Genomic DNA, 21,231 nt, shown 5'->3' with positions numbered 1-21,231 from the left:
CGCTAGATGTTCGGCCTCGGCATTCTCTCCGGCCTGCTGATCGTGCCGCTATGCGGCGCGGCCTTCATCCTGACCCTCGGCAACGAATCCCAGAGCGTGAAGCGCAACGCCCGCTGGGCGGCGCTCGCGACCACCATCGTCACCTTCCTCCTCAGCCTCGTCGCCTGGGGCCGGTTCGACCCATCGACATCGAGCTTCCAGCTTGTCGAGACCCATGGCTGGCTCGCCGAGACGATCAAATTCAAACTCGGTGTCGACGGATTCTCGATGCCGCTGATCCTGCTCACCACGTTCCTGATGCCGTTCTGCATCGGTGCGTCGTGGCTCTCGGTGAACACGCGCGTGAAGGAGTATTTCGTCGCGTTCCTCGTCCTCGAGACGACGATGATCGGCGTGTTCTGCTCTCTCGACCTCGTGCTGTTCTACCTGTTCTTCGAAGCTGGCCTGATCCCGATGTTCCTCATCATCGGTATCTGGGGCGGCAAGCGCCGGATCTACGCGAGCTTCAAGTTCTTCCTCTACACCCTGCTCGGCTCGGTGCTGATGCTCCTCGCCATCATGGCGATGTACTGGCACGCCGGCACCACCGACATCCCGACCCTGCTGCAAACCCGCTTCCCCGTCGGCATGCAATACTGGTTGTGGCTCGCCTTCTTCGCCTCCTTCGCGGTGAAGATGCCGATGTGGCCGGTCCATACCTGGCTGCCCGACGCCCACGTGGAAGCGCCCACCGCCGGCTCGGTGATCCTCGCCGGCATCCTGCTCAAGATGGGCGGCTACGGCTTCATCCGGATCTCGCTGCCGATGTTCCCGGATGCCAGCGCCTATTTCGCGCCGATGGTCTTCGCCCTATCGGTCATCGCGATCATCTTCACGTCGCTGATCGCGCTGATGCAGACCGACATCAAGAAGCTCATCGCCTATTCGTCTGTGGCGCATATGGGCTTCGTGACGCTGGGCCTGTTCACCCTCAATGAGCAGGGCATCCAGGGCGCCCTGTTCCTGATGATCTCGCACGGCATCGTCTCGGGCGCGCTCTTCGTCTGCGTCGGCGTGGTCTACGACCGGATGCACACCCGCGAGATCGCGGCCTATGGCGGCCTTGTGAAGCGGATGCCGCTCTATGCTGCAGCGATGATGGTGTTCACCATGGCCAATGTCGGCCTGCCCGGCACGTCGGGCTTCGTCGGCGAGTTCCTGGCCATGATGGGGGCCTTCAAGGCCAACCCGACGGTCGCGTTCTTCTCGGTCTTCGGCATCATTCTTTCGGCCGGCTATGCCCTCTGGCTCTATTCCAGGGTGATCTATGGCAAGCTCGAGAAGCCCAACCTGCAGGGCATCCTCGATCTCGACCTGCGGGAGAAGCTCATCCTCGCGCCTCTCGTCGCCCTGACGATCTATTACGGCGTGCATCCCGCGCCCATCCTCGACACCTTCGCCCCCTCCACGGAGGCGCTGATGCAGAGCATGAAATCCGCGCTCTCGAACACGCAGACCGCGGCGGTTCTTCCGCCCGTGGCGCGCTGAAGGTCGACGTAAGATGACCGCTATCCAGGCCGTCCTGCCCTCGCTCTCGCCGGTGATGCCCGAGCTGATCCTCGCGATCGGCGTGCTAGGACTGATCCTCTACGGCGCCTTCCGGGGCGAGCGCTCGGTCGAGACCATCAATGTCGGCGCGCTCATCCTGTTGATTCTCGCCTTCTTCGTGGTCGTGTCGCAGTCGGGTGCCAAGGTCACGACCCTCAACGGGTCGTTCATCATCGACAACTTCTCGAAGGTGATGAAGGCGCTGATCCTGCTCGGCTCGGCCGCCACGATCCTACTCTCGCGCGACTATTTCCAGCGCGAACGCATCGACCGGTTCGAGTTCCCGATCCTGATCGTGCTCTGCACCATCGGCATGATGGTGATGGCCTCCGCCAACGATTTGATCGCCCTCTATCTCGGCCTCGAATTGCAGTCGCTTGCTGCTTACGTGATCGCCGCCTTCCACCGGGACAACCTGAAATCCACCGAGGCCGGGCTGAAGTATTTCGTCCTCGGAGCCTTGTCTTCCGGCATGCTGCTCTATGGCTCGTCACTGGTCTACGGCTTCACCGGCACCGTCTCCTTCCCCGGCATCGTCTCGGCACTGAACGACAATGCCGGTTTCGGCATCGTGCTGGGCATCGTGTTCGTCGCTGCGGGCGTCGCCTTCAAGATGTCTGCCGTGCCGTTCCACATGTGGACACCGGACGTCTATGAAGGGTCGCCCACACCGGTGACGGCGTTCTTCGCCTCGGCGCCGAAGATGGCCGCCGTCGCCATGACCGTGCGGGTTTTCATCGGCGCCTTCCCGGACGTGACCGCGATCTGGCAGCAGATCATCGTCTTCGTCGCCATCGCTTCGATGACGCTCGGTTCTTTTGCGGCCATCGGCCAGCGCTCGATCAAGCGTCTGATGGCCTATTCCTCCATCGGCAATATCGGTTACGCCCTCATCGGTCTCGCCGCTGCCTCGGAGGAGGGGATCCGAGGCGTGGTGATCTACATGATCATCTATCTCGCCATGACGCTCGGCGCCTTCGCCGTGCTTCTCTCGCTGCGTCGCGGCGGCCAGATGTACGAGACGGTCGACGATCTTTCCGGTCTTTCCCGGACACATCCGGTCATGGCCTTCTGCCTCGCCGCGATGATGTTCTCACTCGCCGGTATTCCGCCGCTCGCCGGCTTCTTCGGCAAGTTCTATGTCTTCGCCGCCGCCATCAAGGCCGATCTCGTGGGCCTCGCGGTGATCGGTGTCGTGACCTCGGTGGTCGGCGCGTTCTATTACCTGCGTCTGGTCAAGGTGATGTATTTTGACGAGCCGCAAGCTCCCTACGAAGTGATGCCGCCCGGCCTGCGCATCGTGCTCGGTCTCTCGAGCGCCGTCGTGGTCCTGTTCTTCCTTGTGCCCTCTCCCCTTGTCAGCGCGGCAGGTGCCGCGGCCAAGTCGCTGTTCTAGGATTTTGTCTCTCGAAAGGCCGGATTATCGGCTCGGCCCGGCTGCGAGAGCGGCCGGGCATCGGCTTCACGTTTACGAGAGCCTCGGCTCCACCAACACTCGGGCGATGGAGCTGTCACACGAGGGTGAAAGGGGCCCCCTGTGGGTTGTCGCGCTCCGGCAGGAAGCGGGGCGTGGCCGCAGGGGGAGCGCATGGACGTCGTTGCCGGGCAACCTCAGTGCCAGCTTGCTCTGGCCGGTTTCGGACGTCGATCCGGAACAGGTTCCGAGCTTGGGCTTCGTAGCGGGCGTCGCGTTGATTTCCGCCTTGAAGAGAACGATCGGGCCACGCCACCTCGAGGCGGCCGGCATGGCGCCTCAGGATGGGATCGAGGATCGGAAGTCCGGTCGGGCAAGCCCCTTCCGCCTCAAATGGCCCAATGACGTGCTGGCATCGGGTGCCAAGCTCGCGGGCCTTCTCCTGGAGGCGGAAACTCATCCGGGCGGGCGTCGCTCCGCGGTGATCGGGTTCGGCGTCAACGTCGCCGCGTCACCGCAGGACTTGCCTTATCCCGCGACAAGCCTCAGTCAGATAAAGCACGAACCGCGCGCCGAGGATCTGTTCGACCATCTGTCGGATGAGATCGTCGTTGCAGCGCGACGCTGGAATCGAGGCCGCGGGTTTTCATCGATCCGTGAGCTTTGGCTCGATGACGCCGCCGGGATCGGCGCACCGGTCTCGGTGCGAACGGGCGGCGAGATCGTGCAAGGAATTTTCGAGACGATCGACGAGGCGGGGCGGCTCGTCGTCCGATCGGATGATGGGACGCGACGGACCGTGACGGCGGGCGAGGTGCATTTGGGTTCGGCCGCGACGGCGGCTTGAGGTTTGACAGTGATGACGACAGGGCAAGACGAACTCGTCTTCGTGCCGCTCGGCGGCGTGGGCGAGATCGGCATGAATGCGGCACTCTACGGCTTCGGGCCGGAAAAGCGCCGGAAATGGATCATGGTCGATTGCGGAATGGGCTTTGCCGGGGAAGAGGGCTTCCCGGGCATCGACTTGATGTTTCCCGATCTCAGCTTCATCGAGGAGCGCAAGGACGATCTCCTCGCCATCTTCATCACCCATGCGCACGAGGATCATATCGGCGCGATCGGTGAATTGTGGCCCAAGCTTAAGGCTCCGGTCTACGCCACCCGCTTCGCCAAGAACCTGCTCGAGGCACGCCGCCTGAGTGAGCCGGGCGCCCCGAAGGTGATCCTGCGCGAGATCGCGGCGCACAAGCCGGTAACGGTCGGACCGTTCGAGATCGAATACGTTCCGGTTTCGCATTCGATCCCGGAATCGAACGCTGTCGCGATCCGCACCGCCCATGGCCTCGTCCTGCATACGGGCGACTGGAAGCTCGACGCCACGCCGATCCTCGGTGACGTCACCTCGGAAGCCTCGTTCCGCAAGCTGGGCGACGAGGGCATCATCGCCATGATCAGCGATTCGACCAACGTCGTGCGCGAGGGCCGCAGCCCGAGCGAGGCCGAGGTCGCCGCCACCCTGCGTGAGCTCATCGCAGAAGCGCCTCACCGGGTCGCCGTCACCACCTTCGCCTCCAACGTCGCCCGCATGCGGGCGGTGGCGGAAGCCGCGCGTGATTGCGGCCGCGAGGTCGTCGCCGTCGGCAGGGCCATGGACCGGGTGATCGGTGTCGCCCGCGAATGCGGCTTCCTCGACGGCCTGCCGGATTTCCGCTCGGCCGACAGCTACGGCTACCTGCCGCGCGACAAGGTGGTCTGCCTGCTCACCGGGTCGCAGGGCGAGGAGCGCGCTGCGCTCGCCCGCGTCTCCCGCGACGACCATCCCGACGTGACGCTGGCCGCCGGCGACCGCGTGATCTTCTCGTCTCGCGCCATTCCGGGCAACGAGCGGGCGGTGGGCGCAATCATCAACGATCTGGTCAATGCCGGCATCGAGGTGGTGACCGACCGGACGAAGCTCGTCCACGTCTCGGGCCATCCCCGCCGCGACGAAATGGCCGAGATGTATGCGTGGACCCGGCCGAGGACGGCGATTCCCGTCCACGGCGAGGCGCTCCATCTCGACGAGCATGCCCGCTTCGCCCTGGCCCAGGGTGTCGGCAACGTGGTCAAGGCCCGCAACGGCAGCGTCGTGCGCCTCGCCCCCGGCACGCCGGAGATCACCGACCACGTGAAGGCCGGGCGTCTGTTCAAGGATGGCAACATCCTGATCGATGCGAAGGATCGCGCGATCCCCGAGCGGCGCAAGCTGTCTCAGGCCGGTGTCGTCTCGGTCGCCATCGCCATCGACGTCCAGGGTGAAGTCCTCGGTGAGCCGGCCATCGACATCATGGGCCTGCCCAATCGCGGCAAGAACGGCCAGCCGATGCTCGACGTCGCCGCCGAAGCCGTGTCGCGGACCCTCAGCGGCCTGTCGAAGCAGAAGCGTAAGGATGCCGAAGCGGTCGAGAAGGCTGTCGATCGTGCGATCCGCTCGGCCGTGAACGAAGCCTGGGGCAAGAAGCCCGCCTGCCACGTGCAGGTCGTGGAGGTGTGATGCTGCCTCCCTCCCCCTTGTGGGGAGGGAATGAGGGTGGGGGGGTTCAGGACAGGGCGCAACCTCTTCGGAGCCACCCCCACCCCTAACCCCACCCCGCAAGGGGGAGGGGAATGCGCGCGCAGATGACGCAGAGAAGGGAGCAGACCATGATCGGACGCCTGAACCACGTGGCCATCGCCGTGCGCGACCTCGACGCGGCCTGTGCCATCTATCGTGACACCCTCGGCGCCATGCTCACCGAGCCCCTGCCGCAGCCGGAGCACGGCGTCACGGTGGTTTTCGTGAACCTGCCCAACAGCAAGGTCGAGTTGATGTCGCCGTTGGGCGAGGGTTCGCCCATCGAGAGCTTCGTGGAACGCAACCCCAATGGCGGCGTGCACCATGTCTGCTACGAGGTCGACGACATCATCGCCGCCCGTGACAAACTGAAGGCTCAGGGCGCTCGCGTCCTCGGTACCGGCGAACCGAAGATCGGCGCTCACGGCAAGCCGGTGCTGTTCCTCCACCCAAAGGATTTCCTCGGCACCCTGGTTGAACTGGAGCAGGTGTGAGCGGCGTGAGCGCCCTCGTTCAGACCGTCTCGGCCACGATCTGGCGGACGCTGGCCACCATGATCGTCATCGTCTCGGCGGTGGCGATCCTGTCCGTCGTGTTGTTCAAGCTGACGGTGTTCGGAGCCTTTGCCCTCTATTTCGTGGTCTGGTGGACGCTGCTCTTCGTCATTCTGCCCATCCGCAATCAGGTCGAGACGGACCCGTCGCTGATCGTGCCGGGACAGGACCCAGGTGCGCCCGCGGCGCCGCGGCTGCGCGAGAAGGCGATTTGGACGACGCTCCTCGCCAGCGTCGTGTTTCTCGTCGTCATCCCGATCTTCGAGTTGTCGGGGCTCTAGCGCCGCGATCCGGCAAGGTGTCGGATCGTCCTGCGCCCACATCCGGAGAGCCACGTCGGCCATAAAAAAAGCAAGGCTCGCGCCTTGCTTTTTGAGACGACAGATGACGTGTCAGCCTATTTTATCTCACGCATTTCTGACGGCGTGGCGGCTGAAATTTCCTCCCGAGACTCGGACCTCGCGCTGCCTCTCCGGGCGTCGCGACCATCACGGTGGCGCTTATAGGAACTGGATTGCGCATTGTCACGTCTCCGGAGATGGTTCCTGGCGTTTTTTTGCAAGAGTTGAGCGTTTTTCGCTCTCGTTTCGCGGAATGCCCGAGTTTCGGACCACCCGGCGTTTTTCTCGACGCCGCAGGACGCTTGTATTTTCCCAACGCAATGTGTTGTGTGCCCCGCAACGATGCGCGGTACGATCGCGCTCCAAAACGATCCAGGGCCCCCGATGCGTCTCTCCCGCTATTTCCTGCCGACCCTGCGCGAGACGCCCAAGGAGGCGGAGATCGTCTCCCACCGCCTGATGCTGCGGGCCGGCCTGATCCGTCAGGAAGCGGCGGGCATCTATGCCTGGCTGCCCTTGGGGCTGCGCGTGCTCAACAGGGTCTGCGCGGTGGTCCGCGAGGAGCAGGATCGGTCCGGCGCCATCGAACTGCTGATGCCGTCGATCCAGTCGGCGGAGTTGTGGAAGGAATCCGGCCGTTACGAAGCCTACGGCAAGGAGATGCTGCGCATTTCCGACCGACATGACCGCGAGATGCTGTTTGGCCCTACGGCCGAGGAGGTCATCACCGAGATCTTCCGCGGCAGCGTTCGCTCCTACAAGGACCTGCCGAAGAACCTCTACCAGATCTCGTGGAAGTTCCGGGACGAAGTACGCCCGCGCTTCGGCACCATGCGCTCGCGCGAATTCCTTATGAAGGACGCCTATTCGTTCGATGTCGATCAGGCCAACGCCCGGCACGCCTACAACAAGATGTTCGTCGCCTACCTGCGCACTTTCGCCGGCCTGGGCCTCAAGGCGATCCCCATGCGCGCCGATACCGGACCGATCGGCGGCGATCTCAGCCACGAATTCATCATCCTGGCCCAGACCGGCGAGAGCGAGGTGTTCTGCGACCGGCAGTATCTCGATTTCGACGTTCCGCCGGTGACCACGGATTTCGATGATGTCGCCGGCCTCCAGGGCACTGTCGACCGCTGGACCTCGCTCTACGCCGCCACCTCCGAGATGCATGAGCCGGCGGCCTTCGCCGAGGTCAGCGAGGACAAGCAGATGGCCGCGCGCGGCATCGAGGTCGGGCACATCTTCTATTTCGGCACCAAGTATTCCGAGGCCATGGGCGCGAAGGTGACCGGACCGGACGGAGTCGATCGCCCCGTTCATATGGGTTCCTACGGCATCGGCCCGAGCCGGCTGGTGGCTGCGATCATCGAAGCCTCGCATGACGAGGCCGGCATCATCTGGCCGGATTCCGTGGCGCCCTTCGACGTCGCTCTCATCAATCTGAAATCCGGAGACGCGGCGACCGATGCCGCTTGCGCCGAAATCCAGACCAACCTCGAGGCCAGCGGCCTGACGGTGCTCTATGACGACCGTGACGAGCGTCCGGGCGCGAAATTCGCCACCGCCGATCTGATCGGCCTGCCCTGGCAGGTCGTGGTGGGCCCGCGCGGCCTTGCCGAGGGCAAGGTCGAGATCAAGCGCCGCGCCGGGGGCGAGCGTGAGAGCGTGGCACCGATCGACCTGATTTCGCGCCTGAAGCGGAACTGAGGCCGGCATGGCTCTGGCAGAGACGGTGAAGGAACGGCTGGCGGGTCTCTCCGGCCTGTTCAAGCGCGGCAGCACGCCGCCCTTCGCGGCCTTCGAATGGATCATTGCCGGGCGCTACATGCGGGCCCGGCGGCGCGGCGGCGGCGTCTCCGTCGTGGCCTTCTTCTCGGTCCTGGGCATTGCCCTCGGCGTCGCCACCCTCATCATCGTCCTCTCGGTGATGAATGGGTTCCGCACCGAACTGCTCTCCAAGATCGTCGGTATCAACGGCCACGTCTTCGTCACGCCCATCGACAAGCTGTTCACCGATTACGTCGACCTTTCCGACAGGCTCTCCAAGGTGGCCGGCGTCCGCTCTGCGATCCCGCTGGTGGAAGGGCAGGCCTTCGCGTCCTCGCCTTATGGCGGCAGTGGCGTGCTGGTCCGGGGTATCCGCGGCGAGGACATCGGGTCCATCGGGTCCATCGCCAAGACCATCCGGGGCGGCACCCTCGACGGATTCGACGACGGAACCGGGGTCGCCATCGGCCGAAGGCTCGCCGAGTCCCTCGGCGTCCAGGCCGGCGACCAGATCACCCTATCCACCCCGAAGGGGGCGACGACACCGTTCGGCACCGCGCCGCGCACCAAGGCCTATACGGTGAAGGCGATCTTCGAGATCGGCATGACCGAGTTCGACGCCACCTTCGTGTTCATGCCGCTGGCCGAATCCCAGGCCTTCTTCAACCGTGACAGCGATGTCAGCCTCATCGAGGTCTATCTCGACAACGCCGATGCGGTGGCGCAATTGCGGCCCGACCTCGAAATGGCGGCCGAGCGGCCCGTGCTTCTCACCGACTGGCGCCAACGCAACCGAACCTTCTTCGGGGCGCTGGAGGTGGAGCGGAACGTGATGTTCCTCATCCTCAGCCTGATCGTTGTGGTGGCGACCCTCAACATCGTCTCCGGCCTGATCCTGCTGGTGCGTGACAAGTCCAGCGATATCGCGATCCTGCGGACGATGGGCGCCACGCCCGGCACGGTGATGCGGGTCTTCCTCATCAACGGGGCGCTGATCGGCGTCGTCGGGACGCTGAGCGGCCTCGCACTCGGTGTCCTCATCACCATCAACATCAAGCCGATCCAGCGGGTCCTGTTTCCCTCCGCCTGGGATCCGACCGTGCGGTTCCTCGCGGAGATTCCGGCCGAGATGAATTCCAGTGAGATCACCGTGGTGGTCCTCACCTCCATCGCCCTGTCGCTCGTGGCGACGCTCTATCCCTCCTGGCGCGCCGCCCGGCTCGATCCGGTCCAGGCCCTGCGTTACGGCTGAGGGGAGATTCAACCATCATGACCACCTCTGCCGACGAGGCCGGCGCGCCGCCGGTCCCGGCCCTGTTCTTCGCCAAAGTCGAACGCCGCTACGCGCAAGGAACGGGAGCCCTCGACATCCTGCGGGGGGCCGATCTCGCGATCTGGCCGGGCGAACTCGTGGCTCTGGTGGCACCCTCAGGGGCCGGAAAATCGACGCTTCTGCATCTCGCGGGCCTGCTGGAGCGACCCGATGGCGGCGAGGTCTATATCGGCGGCCAGCCCACGGCGGCGATGCCCGATGCCGAGCGCACGCGGTTCCGCCGCGAAGAGATGGGCTTCATCTATCAGTTCCACCATCTCCTGCCGGAATTCTCGGCCCTGGAGAACGTGGTGATGCCCCAGCTCATCCGTGGCCTCGGCGCCAAGGAGGCCAAGGCGCGCGCCACCGAACTTCTGAGCTTCCTCGGCCTGAAGGAGCGCCTTGTTCACCGCCCGGCCGAATTATCGGGCGGCGAGCAGCAGCGCGTCGCCATCGCTCGTGCGGTCGCCAACGGCCCGCGGCTGCTGTTGGCCGATGAGCCCACCGGTAATCTCGACCCGCACACGGCGGCGCATGTGTTCGGCATTCTTGTCTCGCTGGTGCGTGCCTCCGGCCTCGCGGCCCTCGTCGCCACCCACAACATGGAACTCGCCGCCCGCATGGACCGGCGCGTCACCATCCGCGATGGCATGATCGAGCAGTTGGCCTGAAGCCCAATCTGCAGCTGCATTTGTATAATGGAGCTGCCGCTTCAGCGACGGCGGGGCGCCATTTGTTCGATCGCGTCGCAGGCGACCGACACGCCGTCCTGCCCGTTGAAGCGCAACCTCAGCTCCTGGCAGGCCTGGGCCACCTCTGGCGATGCGAGGAGGCGGCGGAGCCGGCGCGCGCCGCGCCCGGGCGTGAAACGCCGCCGGCTGAGGCTCGTGCCGGCACGAAGGTGTTTCACCCGCGCCGCCTCGTCGAAATGGTCGAACGCCACCGGGACGATCATCTGCGGCGTTCCGGCGGCCAAAGCCTGCGCCACGGTGCCGATGCCGCCATGATGGATCAGCGCCGCCGCGTGCGGCAGCAAAGCGCTGAGCGGCGCGTAGGGGACATGGATCACGGTTTCCGGGAGGATCTCGGGCACCTGTCCCTGTTCCGGTGCGAGGAACACCCCGCGCCGTCCCAGGCGCTGGCAGATCGCGAGGGCAATGCGGAAGAAGGCGGTCGCCTGGCGCATCGCCGATCCATAGGTGAAGACGAGCGGGGGATCACCCGCCTTCAAGAACCGTGAGAGATGGAGCCCGAGGCGATCCGTGTCGCCGAACCGGTCCGCGATGGGAAAGCCCACATGCACGGCCTGCTGCGGCCAATCCGGCTGAGCACGGGCGAACCAATCGGGAAACAGGAGCAGGATACGGGAGGGGCTATTCCACCAGTATCGCAGCCGTCGCACCGGGTTGAGGCCCAGTTCCTGCCGGAACGCGTTGATGTAGGGCAAAGCGGCCGGGCCGATCACGTATCTGTCTGCGCCCCGGCCGATCCAGTGCCGAAGCCGGGATGGCGCCCAAGAGGGGAGCGGTACGCCCGGTAGGATCGGGGAGGCGTAGCGGCTCTCCATCAACATGGGCATCGCGTGGATCGTGATGACGGGGAGGCGCAGCTTCTCCTGTGCTACCCGCGCCCCGAAGGCCAGTGTCGATGCGACGACGATCGAACGGCCCTTGCGCGCATTCTCGGCGATCCAGCGATAGGTCTGCTCCGTCGCTGCCGCCATGCTGCCGAACAACGCGGCCGCCCCCTGCCTCGGATGCCAGAGCCGGGGATCGGATACAATCCGACGGTAATCGTCAGAATCGCCAAGGGAGTGGAACGGCAGACCGATGCGCGTTGCGTGGTCGGCAAAGGGGGCAGGGGCCGCGAGGATGACATCGTGCCCGCGACGCAGGCATTCGGCGCCGATGGCGAGAAACGGAAGAACGTCGCCATAAGAACCAAGGGCGATGAGATGTATTCGCATCCGGCCATTCACATTTGACAGAAAAATCAGCCGAAGATGAAGTAGTGCCAGAGATTTTTCGCGCTGATTGTTCTGTCAATTGCTTCGCCGGCCACGGAGTTGCCGTGCGATCGCTCTTGGTAAGATTTCGGACAGACCCGGAATCGTTCGCCAAGACTGCGCGGTCGAAACGATATCGGCGTCTGAGAGCGTGGTTCGACGACGCCGTTGGCCGAGCGAATCGCGTTAGGGAAGACGTCCGAGCTTTGTTAAGGGTCCGGTAACCCTGTTTCGAACCGCCTTGAATGCCCGCTTTACACAGAACAAAACAAGAACAAAGATCGTCGCGTCAACGAGAGGCGATCACAATGCTCAAGCGGATGATCCTGACCGGCGCGGTGGAATTCATGGCCTTCGGGTTGCTCTCCGGCGCATTCGTCGTGTGGGCAGTGGCGCTGGCACCTCTGCGGTAGGGGCCCTGCCTTAACGTTCGGTGAGCTTCAGCTCGATGCGGCGGTTGCGGGCGTAGACATCGTCGCTGGTGCCGGCCTCGATGGGTTGGAATTCACCGAAGGCGGCGGCAAGCAGACGTTGGGGCGGAATGCCCTTGCCGGCCATGTACTGCACCACCGCGATGGCGCGCGCCGCCGAGAGCGACCAGTTCGATGGGAATTGCGAACTGGCGATGGGACGGGCATCGGTATGCCCGTCGATACGCAGGACCCAGGGAATGTCCGCCGGGATCTGCTTCGACAGATCGAGGATGGCCGTGGCGATCCGGTCGAGTTCGGGCGCCGCCTCGGGCTTCAGGCTCGCCGAGCCCGCCGGGAACAGCACCTCCGATTGCAGGACGAAACGGTCGCCGACCACGCGGATATCGCTGCGGTTGCCGAGAATCTGGCGCAGGCGGCCGAAGAAGTCCGAGCGATAGCGTGCGAGTTCCTGCACCTTCTGGGCGAGCGCCACGTTCAGCCGGCTGCCGAGATCGGCGATGCGGGCCTGGCTCTCGCGGTCGCGGCTCTCGCTCGCGGCGAGCGCGTCCTCGAGGGCGGCGAGCTGGCGGCGCATGGCGCCGATCTGTTCGTTGAGGAGATCGATCTGCGATGCGGCGCGTGCATTGGTGGCACGTTCGGCCACCAGCTGCTTGTCGACTTCGCCCTGGCGGCCGTCACTGCTCGCAGCAGCGCCCGCCTGTTCCTTCAGCTTGTCGCGCTCGGCCTCGGTGCCGAGAAGCGTCGTGCGCAGGTTCGAGGCCTTCTCCTCCTGCGCCCGCCGATTGGAGCGTTCCAGGGCGAGAAGATCGGTGAGATCCGCGATCTGCCGGTTGAGCCGGTTCAGCACCGAATCGCGGCCGGTGATCTCCTGGGACAGGAAGAACTGTCCGACCACGAAGATCGTCAGCAGGAAGACGACGGCGAGCAGCAGCGTCGCCAGGGCGTCGACATAGCCCGGCCAGACGTTGAGGCTCCGGTCCCGGCGCGTGCGCAGCGAAGCCATCAAGCCTTCTCGCGGCCGAGCCGGTCGAGCACCTGCTTGAGTTCACGTTCCCGCGTCGCCTGCGCCTCGACCCAGTCGCGGATCATCTGCTGCTCGGCCCGCATGTGCTGGACGAGACCCTGGATACCCTCGGCGAGGTTGGTCATCGCCTGAGTCGCCACGCGGCCGTTGGCGCCCTCCGAGATGATGGCCGACAGCCTGTCCACAGCCTCGGTCAGTTCGCGGGCCGAGGCCGGCTCTTGCGCTGTCACGGGACGCGCCACCGCGGCCTGCTCCTCGCCGGAGACCAGCCAATCCTCCAGCTCGTTGTGGAAGCGGGCATGGGCCTGGCCTGCCTGTAGGTCGAGGAAGCCGGTGATGAGCGAGCTCGCGAGACCGAACAGCGAGGCCGAAAAGGCGAGGCCGATGCCGGAAAGCGGTTTGGCGAGGCCGCTCTTCAATTCGTCGAACATCGCGCTGGCTTCGCCGCCGCCGCGCATGCTCTGGATCACGCCGCCCACCGCGCCCAGCGTGTCGATGAGCCCCCAGAATGTGCCGAGCAGTCCGAGTAGGATGAGAAGCCCGGCGACGTAGCGCAGGATCTCGCGCCCCTCGTCGAGGCGGGCGGCCACGGTGTCGAGATAGGAGCGGACGCCGGCCTGAGTCGTCCCCTCACGGCGCGCCAGGATCGCCGGGGAGAGCGGCGCCAGCAGCGAGGGCGGCTTGGCCGATCCCTCACCGGCTGCGACCGCGTTGACGTAGGCGACCTCGCGGAAGAGGCGGATCACCTGGCCGAAGGCGAGCAGAATGGCGATGAGGAGGACGCCGAGGATCAGCCCGTTCAACCCGGCATTGGCCAGGAAAGCCGGCGTGATCTGCCGGAACAAGACGAAGGCGAGGAACCCGACAAGGGTCAGGAAGACCAGCATCCGGACCAAGTAGATGCCCGGGCGGCTCAGGGGGGCAGTCGCGGAGCGGGTCGCCATGGGTTGTCTGGGACTCTGAGGACGCCGGTCTCAGACCATGCGTCGAGCTGCGGAAACGGAAAGCACTGCGCGTACGCTCGAGCTGAAGTGGACACACATTCGATGCATAGCCGTCCGCGATCAAGCGGCACGACTTCCTCGGATCGATCAAACGGCGTCTATGCACGGAATAGCGTGTGCGGCACGCGGGGGCGATCATTGCGGATCGCGACAGGCGTCCCATGGCCCATACCGATTGGAAGGCCGGCTGCTACGCACACCGAATCGGTACCTCAATGATGCGGTACGGGGTCGAATCCCAGGGTCGTTTTTGGACGAGGCGGACAGTCGTGTCCCCGGGCTGCTCCAGGCGAACGCGAAAGACCTTGTCTCGCGTAGCCCCGACTCCTTCAGCCGCCGGACCCAGGGCCTCGCTCACGATCGTGGCGGCTTGGTGTGCGACCTCGGCATACCAGAGGAACCCCCCGATTCCTTCGCCCGGAGCGGATACCTCGATCGTCTCGCCAGAACAGGCCTTTATGGGGCCGCGACGCTCAAGCTCCATTGAGGTTCACTCCAGTACGATCCTTTATCGCGTACCGGCGCGCCCACAGACAAGTCCTTCGGTCGAGCCGGAGGCCTCATCCCCCGGTCTTCATGCTGAGACTTTCGAACGGCGCCGAGGGGGTGTCGATGCCAGAATGTCAGTTTTGAGAAGAGCAATCTCCGGATCATAGAATAGCACTTCGGAATCGATGCCGCATTCACCAAAACCAATACGGAAGAATCCCTGTTCGCCCCAGCCAGTTCCCCAGCTGTTCTTCGCGATCCAGCATTGGTGAATGTCATCGTAGCCGATGATGCAGACGGCATGCCATCCGAGGAAGTCGCCGGTGACATGGGTATAGATGCCGCTGCGATAGGTGTAGAAATCCTGGTAGACGCGGAAACCTCCGATGACAGGTCCCTTCTGCAGCGCTTGCTTGCGAGCGATCTGAGATGCCGCTGTCTGATAGCGCGGCACGGTCACAACGGGTCGAATGTTGCGGCACGGCTGGTCGCCCGCCACGTAGGGAAAATCGACTTCCAGACCGATCCCGGGCTTCTTCGCGAAGGCGAGGGCCTTGGTGTAGAACCATCCCACGCCACAGGAGTTCGGCGCGCCGCAATAGAACAAGTGTGCTTCGGACAGATCAATGGCACCGTCGGGACGACCGGTTCCAATCAGCATTCGGCTCTCGACGGAGGCGCATGTCGCGAAGGCGACGCAGGAGCCGCAGTGCGACTGGTCCCTAATGGGCGTGACGTAATTCTTCCCGCTTACGTTCCGCCAGTCGAGATGCGCCGGGGGAGGGGCGACAACTTTGAACAGCGCCGATTCGGCATTTCTCGTTTCGAGGACGTCTTGCTTCGCGCGCTCTGGATCGAAGGACAGGCCGAACCGTTCGGTCGCCGGGCCACTTGCGTCGTAGTACTCGCTGAGAGCTGTGGGACCCGAATCCCACTGGGCACCTGCCCGCTGGATCGCTGCATTGATGCGGAAAAAATCGGGTTCGGCCAAGTCTACAACCTCCAGGGGAGATCCGACGAATCTCTCCTTTAGGTTGTGTTTGGGGATGAGGTGATAGTCAAGGTTGTCTTTCAGGCGCAGGCCCTATCAGCGGGGCCGAGTTGCGCCTGCGCGCGTGGCTTAATCCCAGGCGCGAGGCCAGGTTTCTTCCAGATGAGGGCCCAGGCGTACTGCCGAGACCATGGTGGCGAGCCCCGTGGCATTGTCGGTCTCGACGGCGATCCCGCTTAATGTGCCCTTACCCTGCGCCGCTTCCAGGCGCGCGCCGGGGGTCTTCTGCAGGAAGCGCCGCAGGGGCTCATCCTTCTGCATGCCGAGGATCGAATCGTAATCGCCGCACATGCCCGCATCGGACAGGTAGGCGGTGCCGCCGGGGAGAATGCGGTGGTCGGCGGTGGGCGTGTGCGTATGGGTGCCGACGACGAGGCTGGCGCGGCCATCGAGGAAGTGGCCGAAAGCCTGCTTCTCGCTGGTGGCCTCGGCATGGACATCGACGATGACGGCGTCCGCCACCTCGCCGAGGGGGCAGGCCGAGAGTTCTCGCTCGGCGGAGGCGAAGGGATCGTCCAGCGCATCCATGTAGATGCGGCCCATGACGTTGAGAACGAGGACGCGGGCGCCGCCCCGCGTCTCCACCACGGTAGCGCCGCGTCCCGGCGTGCCAGGCGGATAGTTCGCCGGGCGGACGAGGCGCGTCTGCCGCTGGATGAAGACGAGGGCTTCGCGCTGGTCGAAGGAATGGTTGCCCAGCGTCACCGCATCGGCGCCCGCCTGGAGGAGTTCGTCGCAGATCGCCTCGGTGATGCCGAAGCCGCCGGCCGCGTTCTCGCCGTTGATGACCACACAATCGAGGCGCCAGCGCTCACGCAGCTTCGGCAGCCGGTCCATCACCGCATTGCGGCCGGGGCGGCCCACCACATCGCCGAGGAAGAGAAGTCGCATGCGTCGCTGTCAGTCCCGGACGAGCGGGACCGGTCCCGCTTCCGTAATGAGGTGGTCGAGGGGTTGATCGTGCGGCTCGGAGGGCACGGTCTCCACCTCCTGCACGGAAAAGGCGATGCCGATCGTCAGGACGGGGCCGTTGCGGGAGAGCCGATCGATGGCCTGATCGTAATAGCCGCGTCCGTAGCCGATGCGGTGCCCGCGCCGGTCGAAGGCGGCGAGCGGAACGATGAGGGCGGTAGGATCGAGGGGGGGCAGGTCGTCGCGCGGTTCGCTGAGACCGAAGGAACCCGGAACCAGCGCCTCACCGGCGCGCCATTCGCGGAAGACGAGGCCCTCCGGCGTCACCTTCGGCAGGGCGACTCGCTGGCCGCGCGCGAACAGCATCCCGATGAGAGGTAGGGGATCGACTTCGCTGCGGATCGCCCAGAAGGCACCGACGATGGGAGCCTGGGCGAGGGGCTCGACCTGCATCACACTCTCGGCGATCCGTAATCCGCCGACCCGGCGGGTCTCGGGGGCGAGGCCATCGCGGCGGGCGAGGGCATCCTTGCGAAGGGCGGCCTTCAGGGCGGGGAAATCAGAGTGCGGAGCCACGTGAGCCGTTGGAGTTGCGATCCCGGGAAACCTACAGTGTAGGTGGGCGCCGTGTTGGCCAAGTCCAGGGACAGGGCCAGGGACAGCTCCCTGGGGAGTCGATAAGGCCCCGGGGAAAAGTACTCCTGACGAACCCCGCAGCACCGCATCACTCATGTAGCGTCGGCCGGCCGTGGGCGCCAGGGGGGAGCGCGCGCAATCATGCGCCAGAGGCCCTCATCCCGCCGCCAGCGCGTGAGCCAGACGCTCGATCCGGTCCGCCGCACGGCCGAGCCCGTCCGCGATACGGGCCTCTTCTTCGGCACGGAGGGAATCCGCACTCTCGACGCGGTCTCGGAGGGCCGCCGTCTCTGTCTCGAGGTCTGCGAGACGGCGCTTCAGTTCCGCCAATTCGTCCGCCTGAGTCAGGGCGGCCATGACGTGAAGACGCATGTCGCCGATCTCGCCGAAGGATTTCCGCATCCCGGTCACGCGGGTGTCGAGTTCCGCGGCCAGCGCCGAGAGATGCGCCTCTTCGCCTTCGGCGCAGGCCATCCGGTAGCTCTTGCCGTCGATGGTGACGCTGATCTGAGGCATGTCCGATAGGGTTGGTGTGAGAGAGGCGGGTTTAACGCGCGGCGCGGGGATGGGCCAGTACGCCCTCCACCGCTTCGATCGCCCGGCCGAGGCGGTGGCCGACATCGCTGGTCGTCGCCTCCACCGTGGCGAGGCGGGCGCTGGCAGCGTCGAGCTCCGCCGCGAGGCGCGCCCGGTCCTCCGCCATGATCGCGAGTTCCGTCTCCAGGTCGCCGGGCTCGCGCTCGGCTTCGAGGCGGTGGGTCACCGACGCTTCCAGCCGGGTCAGGGCCGTCTCCAGCCGGGCGAGGGCGTGGTCGACGTTCGGCCGCTCGGGCGTCGGGATCATCGTTGTACCTTCCGCCGGGTCATGGATCTGCCCGTCCACTTGTTTCGGAAAATCGGATTTGTAGCCAAATCGCTACCGATACGCGCGCGAAATCGCTGCTTTGCCATCATATGCGGGGAAGGAGAACGAATCGATCAGGCAAAACCTTTGCCAGCGGTTTCCCTCATGTTAGAGACCGCGCGCTCCTCGAACCGACCGTCAGATTGGGAATTCGAGCCCGTGACCCGTTCAATACTCGTTCCCGCATCGGTCCATTCATGGGCGCATGAGGGGGCGAGGACGGGCGATGCGGTTCATCTGACGTTCAACGGTGCACATGACACAGCGACGCCGAATGGCGGCTCCGCCCCTCCGGCCCGCTGTCTCGCTCTTGCTGCTTACGGGTTCCGCGAGGTCGGCGCCCGGTACATAGAAGGATTCACGCCGTGTCGGTGAAGGTTGCCATCAACGGGTTCGGACGCATCGGCCGCAACATCCTGCGCGCCATCCACGAGGCCGGCCGCAAGGATATCGAAGTCGTCGCGATCAACGATCTCGGCCCCGTCGAGACCAATGCCCACCTGCTGCGCTTCGACTCCATCCACGGCCGTTTCAACGCCAAGGTCGAAGTGGATGGCGAGTTCATCGTCGTCGACGGTCAGCGCATCAAGGTCACGGCCGTGCGCAACCCGGCCGAGCTGCCGCACCGCGAGCTCGGCGTCGACATCGCGCTGGAATGCACCGGCATCTTCACCTCGAAGGACAAGGCCAAGGCCCATCTCGATGCCGGCGCCAAGCGCGTCATCGTCTCGGCCCCCGCCGACGGTGCCGACCTGACCGTGGTCTACGGCGTCAACCACGACAAGCTGACAGCCGACCACCTCGTCATCTCGAACGCCTCCTGCACCACCAACTGCCTCGTGCCGGTGGCGAAGGTGCTCAACGATCTCGTCGGGATCGAGCGCGGCTTCATGACGACGATCCATTCCTACACCAACGATCAGCCCTCCCTCGACCAGATGCACAAGGACCTGTACCGGGCCCGTGCCGCCGCGCTGTCGATGATCCCGACCTCCACGGGGGCCGCCAAGGCGGTCGGCCTCGTCCTGCCGGAGCTGAAGGGCAAGCTCGACGGAACCTCGATCCGCGTGCCGACCCCCAACGTCTCGGCCGTCGACCTCGTGTTCACGGCCAAGCGCCAGACCACGGTCGAAGAGATCAACAACGCGATCCGCGCCGCAGCCGATGGTCCGTTGAAGGGCGTGCTGGCCTATACCGACCAGCCCAACGTCTCCATCGACTTCAACCACGATCCTCACTCGTCCACCTTCCACCTCGACCAGACCAAGGTGATGGACGGCACGTTCGTGCGTATCCTGTCCTGGTACGACAACGAGTGGGGCTTCTCGAACCGCATGGCCGACACGGCCGTGGCGATGGGCAAGCTGCTCTGAGAGCGGTGCTCCGGGGCGGCCTTCGGGCCGCCCGACAAGCCTCGCCAACGATATCCTGTGATCGACCAGCAACGGTGCGTCTGAAATGACCGAGCCTTCGCCGACCCCGTCCACCGGAAACACCTTCATCCCGGGCGCCAAGCCGCCCGAGAATAATCCGCCCCCGTCGACGGCTGTCGTGCCCGAGACCCAGGCCATCGCCAACCAGAAGGCGACGCCGCCCGCCATCGTCGGCAACGCCGAGCCTGTGTCCTCCTCGCCCGGCAGCGATCAACTCGCGCGGATCGAGGACAAGTGCGCGCGGATCGAAGACAAGTATGCCCGCTCGGAGGCTCTGCTCTCCCGCGTGGAGGAGAAGATCGAAGGTGCGACCACTCGCATGAGCGAGGCGGCGCGCCAATCCGATTTGGCCGCCCTGCGAAGCGAAGTCCGCGCCGTCGCCGACAGGACCCGCCGGCTGCCCGGTTCCGGCGCGCTGGTGCTGACTGCGGTCATCACGGCCGTGCTCACCGTGGCGTTGACCATCGCCGCACAGCGCTTCCATCTCGACGGGCTTCTCCCTCCGCGCTGATAGTTTCCTCAACGACATTGAAGGCCAGGATGACCGCTTTCCGCACCCTCGACGATGCCGGCTCTCTTCAGGGCAAGCGCGTACTGCTCCGCGTCGACCTGAACGTGCCGATGGAGGGGGAGCGCGTCACCGACGCGACCCGCATCGAAAGGATCGTCCCGACGATCCGGGAGATCGCCGATGGCGGCGGGCGCGTGGTGCTCCTGGCGCATTTCGGTCGCCCCAAGGGCAAGCCGGTGGTGGCCGATTCGCTGAAGCAGGTGGTCTCCGCGCTATCCCAGCATCTCGGCCGCCCGGTCGCCTTCGCGGAGGATTGCATCGGGGAGACAGCGTCGTCGGCCGTGTCGGCACTGAAGGATGGCGACGTCCTCCTCCTGGAGAACACCCGCTTCCACACCGGCGAAGAGAAGAACGAGGACGGTTTCGTGGCGGCGCTCGCTGCCAACGGCGACGTCTTCGTCAACGAGGCCTTCTCGGCCGCGCATCGCGCCCATGCCTCGACCGAGGGCCTCGCCCATGTACTGCCGGCCTATGCCGGCCGGCTGATGCAGGCGGAGCTCGACGCCCTGACCAAGGGGCTCGAGTCGCCGACACGGCCGGTCATCGCTCTGGTCGGCGGCGCCAAGGTGTCGTCGAAGATCGATCTCCTGCAGAACCTCGTCGCCAAGGTGGACATGCTCGTCATCGGTGGCGGCATGGCCAACACCTTCCTGCACGCCCAAGGGAAAGCCGTCGGCAAGTCCTTGTGTGAAAAGGATCTCGCCGAGACGGCGCTCCGCATCCTCGACGCCGCTGCGGCCGCCAAGTGCCGCATCATCCTGCCCGTCGACGCGGTGGTCGCGACCGAGTTCAAAGCCAACGCGGCGCATGAGACCGTGGGTGTCGACGCCGTGTCGGAGACCGGCATGATCCTCGATGCCGGCCCGGCCTCGGTCGCCGAGATCGACGCCGCCATCGACGAGGCTGCGACCCTGGTCTGGAACGGCCCTCTCGGCGCCTTCGAACTGACGCCCTTCGACGCCGCGACGGTGGCGGCGGCGCGCCACGCGGCCGAACGCACCAAGGCCGGCAAACTCGTCTCGGTGGCGGGCGGCGGCGACACGGTGGCCGCCCTCAACCATGCCGGCGTCGCCGACGATTTCTCCTACGTATCCACCGCCGGTGGCGCGTTCCTCGAATGGCTGGAAGGCAAGGTCCTGCCTGGCGTCGAGGCACTGCGCGTCAAGGGGTGATCGGTTCCATCTCAGGTCCCATCAC

Annotated in this window: 21 protein-coding genes and 1 other RNA gene; 12 read left to right on the top strand and 10 right to left on the bottom strand. The window is 65.3% G+C overall.

The window, feature by feature from the left end; translation table 11 throughout:
* The first annotated feature begins 6 nt into the window (after positions 1 to 6).
* From AC0IXR_RS22005 to AC0IXR_RS21965, 9 genes are all read left to right on the top strand, one after another.
* Positions 7 to 1,527, top strand: a complete 1,521-nt coding sequence (locus AC0IXR_RS22005) for an NADH-quinone oxidoreductase subunit M (RefSeq protein ID WP_471762184.1) — start codon at positions 7 to 9, stop codon at positions 1,525 to 1,527.
* Between the two features lie 13 nt (positions 1,528 to 1,540).
* The gene (nuoN, locus tag AC0IXR_RS22000; RefSeq protein ID WP_419951413.1) at positions 1,541 to 2,983 is read left to right on the top strand and encodes an NADH-quinone oxidoreductase subunit NuoN; all 1,443 of its coding nucleotides are present in this window, start codon (positions 1,541 to 1,543) and stop codon (positions 2,981 to 2,983) included.
* 106 nt (positions 2,984 to 3,089) lie between these two features.
* Positions 3,090 to 3,848, top strand: a complete 759-nt coding sequence (locus AC0IXR_RS21995) for a biotin--[acetyl-CoA-carboxylase] ligase (RefSeq protein WP_471762182.1) — start codon at positions 3,090 to 3,092, stop codon at positions 3,846 to 3,848.
* Positions 3,849 to 3,860: 12 nt separating this feature from the next.
* A complete protein-coding gene (locus AC0IXR_RS21990; RefSeq protein WP_471762180.1) occupies positions 3,861 to 5,534 on the top strand; it encodes a ribonuclease J in 1,674 nt (557 codons plus the stop codon).
* Between the two features lie 149 nt (positions 5,535 to 5,683).
* Positions 5,684 to 6,088, top strand: coding sequence for a methylmalonyl-CoA epimerase (gene mce, locus AC0IXR_RS21985; protein ID WP_471762178.1), 405 nt, complete (start codon positions 5,684 to 5,686; stop codon positions 6,086 to 6,088).
* Positions 6,085 to 6,429: a DUF1467 family protein gene (locus tag AC0IXR_RS21980; RefSeq protein WP_056434354.1), complete on the top strand. Its 345-nt coding sequence runs from the start codon at positions 6,085 to 6,087 to the stop codon at positions 6,427 to 6,429. Before mce ends, AC0IXR_RS21980 begins: the two co-directional genes overlap by 4 nt.
* A 444-nt stretch (positions 6,430 to 6,873) precedes the next feature.
* On the top strand, positions 6,874 to 8,199 hold the full coding sequence (proS, locus tag AC0IXR_RS21975) for a proline--tRNA ligase (protein WP_471762177.1): 1,326 nt from the start codon (positions 6,874 to 6,876) through the stop codon (positions 8,197 to 8,199).
* 7 nt (positions 8,200 to 8,206) lie between these two features.
* Entirely contained in the window at positions 8,207 to 9,511 is a 1,305-nt protein-coding gene (locus AC0IXR_RS21970; protein WP_056434350.1) for a lipoprotein-releasing ABC transporter permease subunit, read from the top strand.
* A gap of 17 nt (positions 9,512 to 9,528) precedes the next feature.
* Positions 9,529 to 10,242, top strand: a complete 714-nt coding sequence (locus tag AC0IXR_RS21965; protein WP_056434349.1) for an ABC transporter ATP-binding protein — start codon at positions 9,529 to 9,531, stop codon at positions 10,240 to 10,242.
* A gap of 41 nt (positions 10,243 to 10,283) precedes the next feature.
* Here the strand turns inward: AC0IXR_RS21965 and AC0IXR_RS21960 are convergent, their stop codons facing one another.
* The 10 genes from AC0IXR_RS21960 to AC0IXR_RS21915 all read right to left on the bottom strand — a co-directional run bounded on the left by AC0IXR_RS21960 (position 10,284) and on the right by AC0IXR_RS21915 (position 17,970).
* Positions 10,284 to 11,537 carry a glycosyltransferase gene (locus tag AC0IXR_RS21960; RefSeq protein WP_471762176.1) on the bottom strand — a complete coding sequence of 418 codons (1,254 nt, stop codon included), beginning with the start codon at positions 11,535 to 11,537 and terminating at the stop codon, positions 10,284 to 10,286.
* Positions 11,538 to 11,999: 462 nt separating this feature from the next.
* Positions 12,000 to 13,013: a peptidoglycan -binding protein gene (locus AC0IXR_RS21955; RefSeq protein ID WP_056434347.1), complete on the bottom strand. Its 1,014-nt coding sequence runs from the start codon at positions 13,011 to 13,013 to the stop codon at positions 12,000 to 12,002.
* Positions 13,013 to 13,978 (bottom strand): MotA/TolQ/ExbB proton channel family protein, encoded by a 966-nt coding sequence (locus AC0IXR_RS21950; RefSeq protein WP_056434345.1) that lies wholly within the window; start codon positions 13,976 to 13,978, stop codon positions 13,013 to 13,015. The genes AC0IXR_RS21955 and AC0IXR_RS21950 overlap by 1 nt, the downstream gene beginning before the upstream one ends.
* A gap of 250 nt (positions 13,979 to 14,228) precedes the next feature.
* Positions 14,229 to 14,522, bottom strand: a complete 294-nt coding sequence (locus AC0IXR_RS21945) for a protease inhibitor I42 family protein (RefSeq protein WP_056434343.1) — start codon at positions 14,520 to 14,522, stop codon at positions 14,229 to 14,231.
* A gap of 90 nt (positions 14,523 to 14,612) precedes the next feature.
* A complete protein-coding gene (locus tag AC0IXR_RS21940; protein WP_056434342.1) occupies positions 14,613 to 15,518 on the bottom strand; it encodes a C1 family peptidase in 906 nt (301 codons plus the stop codon).
* Positions 15,519 to 15,647: 129 nt separating this feature from the next.
* Positions 15,648 to 16,469 (bottom strand): TIGR00282 family metallophosphoesterase, encoded by an 822-nt coding sequence (locus tag AC0IXR_RS21935; protein WP_056434340.1) that lies wholly within the window; start codon positions 16,467 to 16,469, stop codon positions 15,648 to 15,650.
* 9 nt (positions 16,470 to 16,478) lie between these two features.
* Positions 16,479 to 17,066 (bottom strand): 5-formyltetrahydrofolate cyclo-ligase, encoded by a 588-nt coding sequence (locus AC0IXR_RS21930; RefSeq protein ID WP_471762175.1) that lies wholly within the window; start codon positions 17,064 to 17,066, stop codon positions 16,479 to 16,481.
* Positions 17,056 to 17,213: non-coding RNA, 6S RNA (gene ssrS, locus AC0IXR_RS21925), on the bottom strand. Before ssrS ends, AC0IXR_RS21930 begins: the two co-directional genes overlap by 11 nt.
* A gap of 69 nt (positions 17,214 to 17,282) precedes the next feature.
* On the bottom strand, positions 17,283 to 17,642 hold the full coding sequence (locus AC0IXR_RS21920) for a cell division protein ZapA (RefSeq protein WP_056434337.1): 360 nt from the start codon (positions 17,640 to 17,642) through the stop codon (positions 17,283 to 17,285).
* 31 nt (positions 17,643 to 17,673) lie between these two features.
* Positions 17,674 to 17,970, bottom strand: a complete 297-nt coding sequence (locus tag AC0IXR_RS21915; RefSeq protein WP_056434715.1) for a DUF4164 domain-containing protein — start codon at positions 17,968 to 17,970, stop codon at positions 17,674 to 17,676.
* Between the two features lie 425 nt (positions 17,971 to 18,395).
* Here AC0IXR_RS21915 and gap point away from each other — a divergent pair, with 425 nt between their 5' ends.
* The 3 genes from gap (at position 18,396) to AC0IXR_RS21900 (ending at position 21,206) form a co-directional block, all read left to right on the top strand.
* Positions 18,396 to 19,403: a type I glyceraldehyde-3-phosphate dehydrogenase gene (gap, locus tag AC0IXR_RS21910; RefSeq protein WP_471762174.1), complete on the top strand. Its 1,008-nt coding sequence runs from the start codon at positions 18,396 to 18,398 to the stop codon at positions 19,401 to 19,403.
* A gap of 85 nt (positions 19,404 to 19,488) precedes the next feature.
* A complete protein-coding gene (locus tag AC0IXR_RS21905) occupies positions 19,489 to 19,974 on the top strand; it encodes a hypothetical protein (protein ID WP_056434333.1) in 486 nt (161 codons plus the stop codon).
* 29 nt (positions 19,975 to 20,003) lie between these two features.
* On the top strand, positions 20,004 to 21,206 hold the full coding sequence (locus AC0IXR_RS21900) for a phosphoglycerate kinase (protein ID WP_471762172.1): 1,203 nt from the start codon (positions 20,004 to 20,006) through the stop codon (positions 21,204 to 21,206).
* Positions 21,207 to 21,231 lie beyond the last annotated feature (25 nt).

Source organism: Methylobacterium sp. AC832, from assembly GCF_979256025.1.
Note: the sequence above shows the minus strand (reverse complement) of the source record. Positions and strands in the feature narration are given on the sequence as shown.